This is a genomic window from Rhodoferax sp. (assembly GCF_014859475.1).
In the GTDB taxonomy this organism is placed as follows: Bacteria; Pseudomonadota; Gammaproteobacteria; order Burkholderiales; family Burkholderiaceae_C; genus Rhodoferax.
This window is the reverse complement of the sequence record NZ_JACUUE010000159.1, coordinates 1-5,912: the sequence shown is the minus strand read 5'-3', so window position 1 is coordinate 5,912 and position 5,912 is coordinate 1. Positions and strand designations below refer to the sequence as shown.

The following is a 5,912-nucleotide window of genomic DNA, read 5'->3' as shown; positions in this document are numbered from 1 at the left end:
TCTGTTCAAGGTCCGTGTGCGGTATCGGGCCGGGTACGGATGGCTCGCAGTGACGAGCCCCCGGTTCAAGGTCCGCGTGCGGAATCTGGCCTGATCCAGCCAGACATGATGAACCTGCAACAAGTTGCCGATTGGCTGGTTCAGGCGCAATGGGTGGCTGGTGCGCAAGCGCCTGGTGCCGTGGCGATTCAGCGGGTGCACACCGACACGCGCACGCTGGCGCCGGGCGACCTGTTCGTGGCGCTGCGTGGCGAGCGCTTTGACGGAGCCGACTTTTTGGCCGAGGCCCGTGCCAAGGGCGCAGTGGCGGCCATTTGCCAAGGCGATGGCGCAGCGGAAAAACTGCGCCAGGCCGGCTTGCCCGGCCTGGTTGTGGTTGACGCCAAACAGGCCTTGGCGCAACTGGCCACGCACTGGCGTGCGCAGTTCAAGCTGCCGCTGATCGCCGTCACAGGCTCCAACGGCAAGACCACGGTGACGCAGATGATCGCCAGCATCCTGCGCGCCTGGCAACCCCAGGCTTACCTGGCCACGCAGGGCAATCTGAACAACGACATCGGCGTGCCGCTGACCGTGCTGGGCTTGCGCGCGCAGCACCGAATTGCCGTGGTCGAGCTCGGCATGAACCATCCCGGCGAAATTGCCGCCCTGGCTGCCATTGCCCAACCCACCGTGGCGCTGGTCAACAACGCCCAGCGCGAGCACCTGGAATTCATGCAAACGGTCGAAGCCGTGGCGCAGGAAAACGGCGCGGTGATCGACGCGTTACCCCAAGATGGTGTGGCCGTTTACCCGGCCGATGACGCCTACAGCGCGCTGTGGGCCGCCAAGGCCGGCGCGCGCGCTTGCCTGTGTTTTGGTCAGCCGGTTGTCATTGCGAGCGAAGCGCGGCAATCCATGACTTCCGAAGGCATGGATCGCCACGGCCTACGGCCCTTCCATGAACAGCCCCGTCATTGCGAAAGTGACCGTCATTGCGAACGCAGTGAAGCAATCCATGACTTCCAACAGCATGGACTGCCGCGCTACGCTCGCAGTGACGAAGTCGCTGTTCAACCTTCGTCTGCGGTATCGGGCCGGATACGGGGGGCTCGCGATGACGGTGCATTGCCGGCGGCGGTGCACGCCACGCAGGCGGTCTGGTCGGGCGCGGCCTGGCAGGTCAGCGCCATGATGCCGCAGGGCGAACTGCACTACGCGCTGCACATTGCGGGCGCGCACAACGTCAGGAATTCACTGGCGGCGGCAGCTTGCGCGCTGGCCGCCGGTGTGCCGCTGGCGGCGATTGCGGCCGGGCTGGCAGCTTTCGAGCCGGTCAAGGGACGTTCGCGGGCGCTGCTGGTGCGCCATGGCGGTCGCGCCATCACGCTGGTTGATGACACCTACAACGCCAACCCCGACTCGGTGCGCGCCGCCATCGACGTGCTGGCCGCGCTGCCCGGGCCGCGTCTGCTGGTGCTCGGCGACATGGGCGAGGTCGGCGACCAGGGACCGCAGTTTCATGCCGAGGCGCTGCAATGGGCGTTGGCGCAGCAGATCGACAAAATCATCGTCACCGGCAGCGCCTGTGCGCAAGCCGCAGCGCCCCTGGCAGCGGTCGAAGTGCATGCGCAAATGAACCAGGTCCAGGCGGCCGTGCTGGCGGCGCTGCCCGCGGTGGCCAGCGTGCTGGTGAAAGGCTCGCGCTTCATGAAGATGGAGCGCGTGGTCGAAGCCATTGTGCAGGCCTCGCAATCCGACAAGCAAGACAAGGAGGCCAACCCATGCTGATCTGGCTGAGCCAATGGTTGCAAACGCTGTCGCCCGAGATGGGCTTTTTGCGCGTTTTCCAGTACCAGACCTTTCGCGCCGTGATGGCCGCGTTGACCGCGCTGCTGATGGGCCTGGCCGCTGGTCCCTGGGTCATCCGGCGTCTCACCGCGCTCAAGATTGGCCAGCCGATTCGCGGCTACGGCATGGACACGCACCACGTCAAAAGCGGCACCCCCACCATGGGCGGCGTGCTGATTTTGTTGTGTATTGCGATCTCGACGCTGCTCTGGTTCGATTGGCACAACCGCTTTGTCTGGATCGTGCTGCTGGTCACGCTCGGTTTTGGCGCCATCGGCTGGTCGGACGACTGGCGCAAGGTGGTCAACAAGGACCCCGAGGGCATGCCCTCGCGTGAGAAATACCTGTGGCAGTCGCTCATCGGTCTGCTGGCCGCGCTGTACCTGGTCTTCAGCATTTCCGAGAACACCAACTACCGCGTGCTGGAACTGTTCTTTACCTGGGTGCAGTCGGGCTTTGACATGAGCCTGCCGCCCAAGGCGGGCTTGATGGTGCCGTTCTTCAAGGAAATCAGCTACCCGCTGGGGGTGCTGGGCTTTGTGCTGCTGAGCTACCTGGTGATCGTCGGGTCAAGCAACGCGGTGAACCTGACCGACGGTCTGGATGGCCTGGCCATCATGCCGGTGGTGCTGGTGGGCTCGTGCCTGGGCATCTTCGCCTACGTGACCGGCAACGCCGTCTTTGCCCGCTACCTGTTTTTGCCGCACATCCCGGGCGCTGGCGAACTGATGATTTTTTGTGCTGCCATGGCCGGTGCCGGACTGGCCTTTTTGTGGTTCAACACGCACCCGGCGCAGGTCTTCATGGGCGACGTGGGTGCGTTGGCGCTCGGCGCCGCCTTGGGCACCATCGCCATCATCGTGCGCCAGGAAATCGTGCTGGCCATCATGGGCGGTATTTTTGTCGTCGAAGCCCTGTCGGTGATGCTGCAGGTGATGTATTTCAAATACACCAGGAAGCGTTTTGGCGAAGGCCGGCGCATTCTGAAAATGGCGCCGCTGCACCACCATTTCGAGAAAAGCGGCTGGAAAGAAACGCAGGTGGTGGTGCGTTTCTGGATCATCACCATGCTGTTGTGCCTGGTGGGTCTGTCAACTTTGAAGTTGCGCTGATGATGAATCCATTGGCAAACCATCACGTGCTGATCCTGGGACTGGGTGCCTCCGGTCTGGCCATGGCGCGCTGGTGCGCACGGGCTGGCGCGCAGGTGACGGTGGCCGATACGCGCGCCGCGCCGCCGCAATTGGCCACGCTGCAAGGTGATGTCCCGGCGGCGCGTTTTGTCACGGGGCCGCTGGATGCCACCTTGCTGCAGGGCGGCATCAGCGCCGTGTTCAAGAGCCCGGGCCTGAGCCCGGCCGACATTGCGCCGCTGGTCCAGGCCGCCCGTGACCGTGGCATGGCGATCGGCGGTGAACTGACCCTGTTTGCGCAAGCGCTCGCCGACCTCAAGGTCAGCCGCGACTACACGCCCCAAGTGCTGGCCATCACCGGCACCAACGGCAAGACCACGGTGACATCGCTCACCGGCCAACTGGTCGAGCGCGCCGGCAAGACCGTGGCGGTGGCGGGCAACATCGGCCCGACGCTGCTCGACACGCTGATGCTGCGGCTGGATGCCGAGGACTTGCCCGAAGTCTGGGTGCTGGAGCTGTCGAGCTTCCAGTTGGAAGGCGTTGGCAATTTTGAACCCACCGCCGCTGCCGTGCTCAACATCAGCCAGGACCATCTGGACTGGCATGGCGCCATGCAAGCCTATGTGCAGGCCAAAACGGCTGTTTTTGGCGAGCACGGCCTGATGATCTTGAACCGCGATGACGAGACGGTGATGGGTATGCTGCCGCCACCGGTGCGGGTCAAGCTGCAAAAGCCCCGGCAGCGCGACTACGTCACTTTTGGTGGCGACCTGCCGCAGCGCCCAGGCGACTTCGGGATGGAGTCCGTCAATGGCATGAGCTGGCTGGTGCGCGCGCTGCAAGCCGATGAAACCATCAAACCGCGCAAGGGCGAGGCGCCCGAGCTGTTCATCCAGCGCCTGATGCCCGCCGATGCGCTGCGCATTCGCGGCCGCCACAACGCCATCAATGCCTTGTCTGCCCTGGCGCTGGCCTGCGCCGCCGGTTGCGCGCTAGGCCCCATGCTTTATGGCCTGCGCGACTACCGGGGCGAGCCGCACCGCGTGCAGTCTGTGGGCATGGTTGATGGCATCGAATTTTTTGACGACAGCAAAGGCACCAACGTCGGTGCCACCGTGGCCGCGTTGCAGGGGCTTGGTGCCGAGCGCCGGGTGCTGGTGATTCTGGGCGGCGAGGGCAAGGGCCAGGACTTTTCCCCGCTGGCCGAGCCGGTGCGCCGCTATTGCCGTGCCGTGGTGTTGATCGGGCGCGATGCGCCGCTGCTGCGTGCGGCGCTGGCCGATGCACAGGTGCCGCTTTTTGACGCGAGCTCCATGGTCGATGCCGTGGCGCAGGCCCGCGCCCAGGCCCAGCCGGGTGACGCCGTGCTGATGTCGCCCGCCTGCGCCAGTTTTGACATGTTCGACAACTACGAACACCGTGCCCGTGCGTTTGTACAGGCCGTGGAAGCTCTGGCGGCGGATGCCGGTGTCATGCTGGAGGGCGGCCTGTGAGCGCGGTTGCTGCACGTTTCCAAGGCCTGCTGGGCTGGCTCGGGCGGCTGGGTAGGGCCCGCAACCCGTCGGGCGATGTCTTGCCGGTGCGTCTGGGCGGCTCGCGCCTGTCGTCCACCGGCACCACGCCTTCGCGTGCCCAGGGCTTTGATGAGCCGTTGGTGTGGGTCACGGTGGCGCTGCTGCTGTGGGGGTTGGTGATGGTGTATTCGGCCTCGATTGCCATGCCCGAAAACCCGCGCTTTGCCCGCTACACCCATACTTATTTTCTGGTGCGCCACGCCATGTGGCTGGTGATTGCGCTGGCGGTTGCCCTGCTGGCTTACCAGGTGCCGCTGGCGCGTTGGGAAAAGTTTGCCAGGCCGCTGTTATTGATCTCGCTGGTGCTGCTGGCGCTGGTGCTGATTCCGAATGTGGGCAAGGTGGTCTATGGCGCGCGCCGCTGGATCAGCCTGGGGCCCATGAGCTTTCAGCCGTCCGAGCTGGCCAAGTTCACCGTGCTGCTGTACGCAGCCGACTACATGGTGCGCAAGATGGATGTCAAGGAGCGATTTTTCCGCGCCGTGCTGCCGATGGGCGCTGCGGTGGCCGTGGTCGGCGTGCTGCTGCTGGCCGAGCCCGACATGGGCGCCTTCCTGGTGATTGCCGTGATTGCCATGGGTATCTTGTTTTTGGGCGGCGTCAACGCCCGCATGTTCTTTTTGATCGCCACCGTGCTGGTGGTCGCTTTTGGTTTGATGATCGCCGCCAGTGAATGGCGTCGCGAGCGCATTTTTGCTTACCTTGATCCGTGGAGCGAACAAAACGCATTGGCCAAGGGCTACCAGCTCACGCACTCGCTGATCGCCATTGGGCGCGGCGAAATTTTTGGCGTGGGCCTGGGCGGCAGCGTGGAAAAACTCAACTGGCTGCCTGAGGCGCATACCGACTTCCTGCTCGCTGTGATTGGCGAGGAGTTCGGCTTGATTGGTGTGGTGACGGTGATCGGCCTGTTTTTCTGGCTGGTGCGCCGCATGATGTACATCGGCCGCCAGGCGATTGCGCTGGAGCGGGTTTTTGCCGGCCTGGTGGCGCAGGGCGTGGCGATCTGGATGGGCTTTCAGGCCTTCATCAACATGGGCGTGAATCTGGGCGCGCTGCCCACCAAGGGGCTGACGTTGCCGCTGATGAGCTATGGTGGGTCGGCCATTTTGATGAATCTGATTGCTATTGCTGTGGTGCTGCGCATCGATCAAGAGAATCGTGCGTTGATGCAGGGGGGGCGGGTATGAGCTGGGTGATGGGCTTGTGGCGTTGTTTTGCTGGTTTTGCTGAGTTTCGGGGCCGGGTTTCGCCCCGGCGGGCGACTTACTTTTCTTTGCTTCGCCAAAGAAAAGTAAGCAAAAGAAAGGCGACCCTGCTGTCTGCGACCCGCAGCTTTGCTGCGGGCAACCTGCGCTGGGCGGGTTTTGCG

At 64.1% G+C, this 5,912-nt stretch carries 4 protein-coding genes; all 4 read left to right on the top strand.

The window, feature by feature from the left end; genetic code table 11:
• Window positions 1-39: 39 nt before the first annotated feature.
• The 4 genes from murF to ftsW are packed head-to-tail and all read left to right on the top strand — an operon-like array spanning window position 40 to window position 5,730.
• On the top strand, window positions 40-1,770 hold the full coding sequence (murF, locus tag IBX54_RS11755) for a Mur ligase family protein (protein WP_296542843.1): 1,731 nt from the start codon (window positions 40-42) through the stop codon (window positions 1,768-1,770).
• Complete coding sequence (gene mraY / locus IBX54_RS11750; protein WP_296542840.1) at window positions 1,764-2,942, top strand: phospho-N-acetylmuramoyl-pentapeptide-transferase; 1,179 nt, start codon at window positions 1,764-1,766, stop codon at window positions 2,940-2,942. Before murF ends, mraY begins: the two co-directional genes overlap by 7 nt.
• A gap of 2 nt (window positions 2,943-2,944) precedes the next feature.
• A complete protein-coding gene (gene murD, locus IBX54_RS11745) occupies window positions 2,945-4,459 on the top strand; it encodes a UDP-N-acetylmuramoyl-L-alanine--D-glutamate ligase (protein ID WP_296542842.1) in 1,515 nt (504 codons plus the stop codon).
• A 26-nt stretch (window positions 4,460-4,485) separates the two neighbouring features.
• On the top strand, window positions 4,486-5,730 hold the full coding sequence (gene ftsW, locus IBX54_RS11740) for a putative lipid II flippase FtsW (protein WP_296542841.1): 1,245 nt from the start codon (window positions 4,486-4,488) through the stop codon (window positions 5,728-5,730).
• Window positions 5,731-5,912 lie beyond the last annotated feature (182 nt).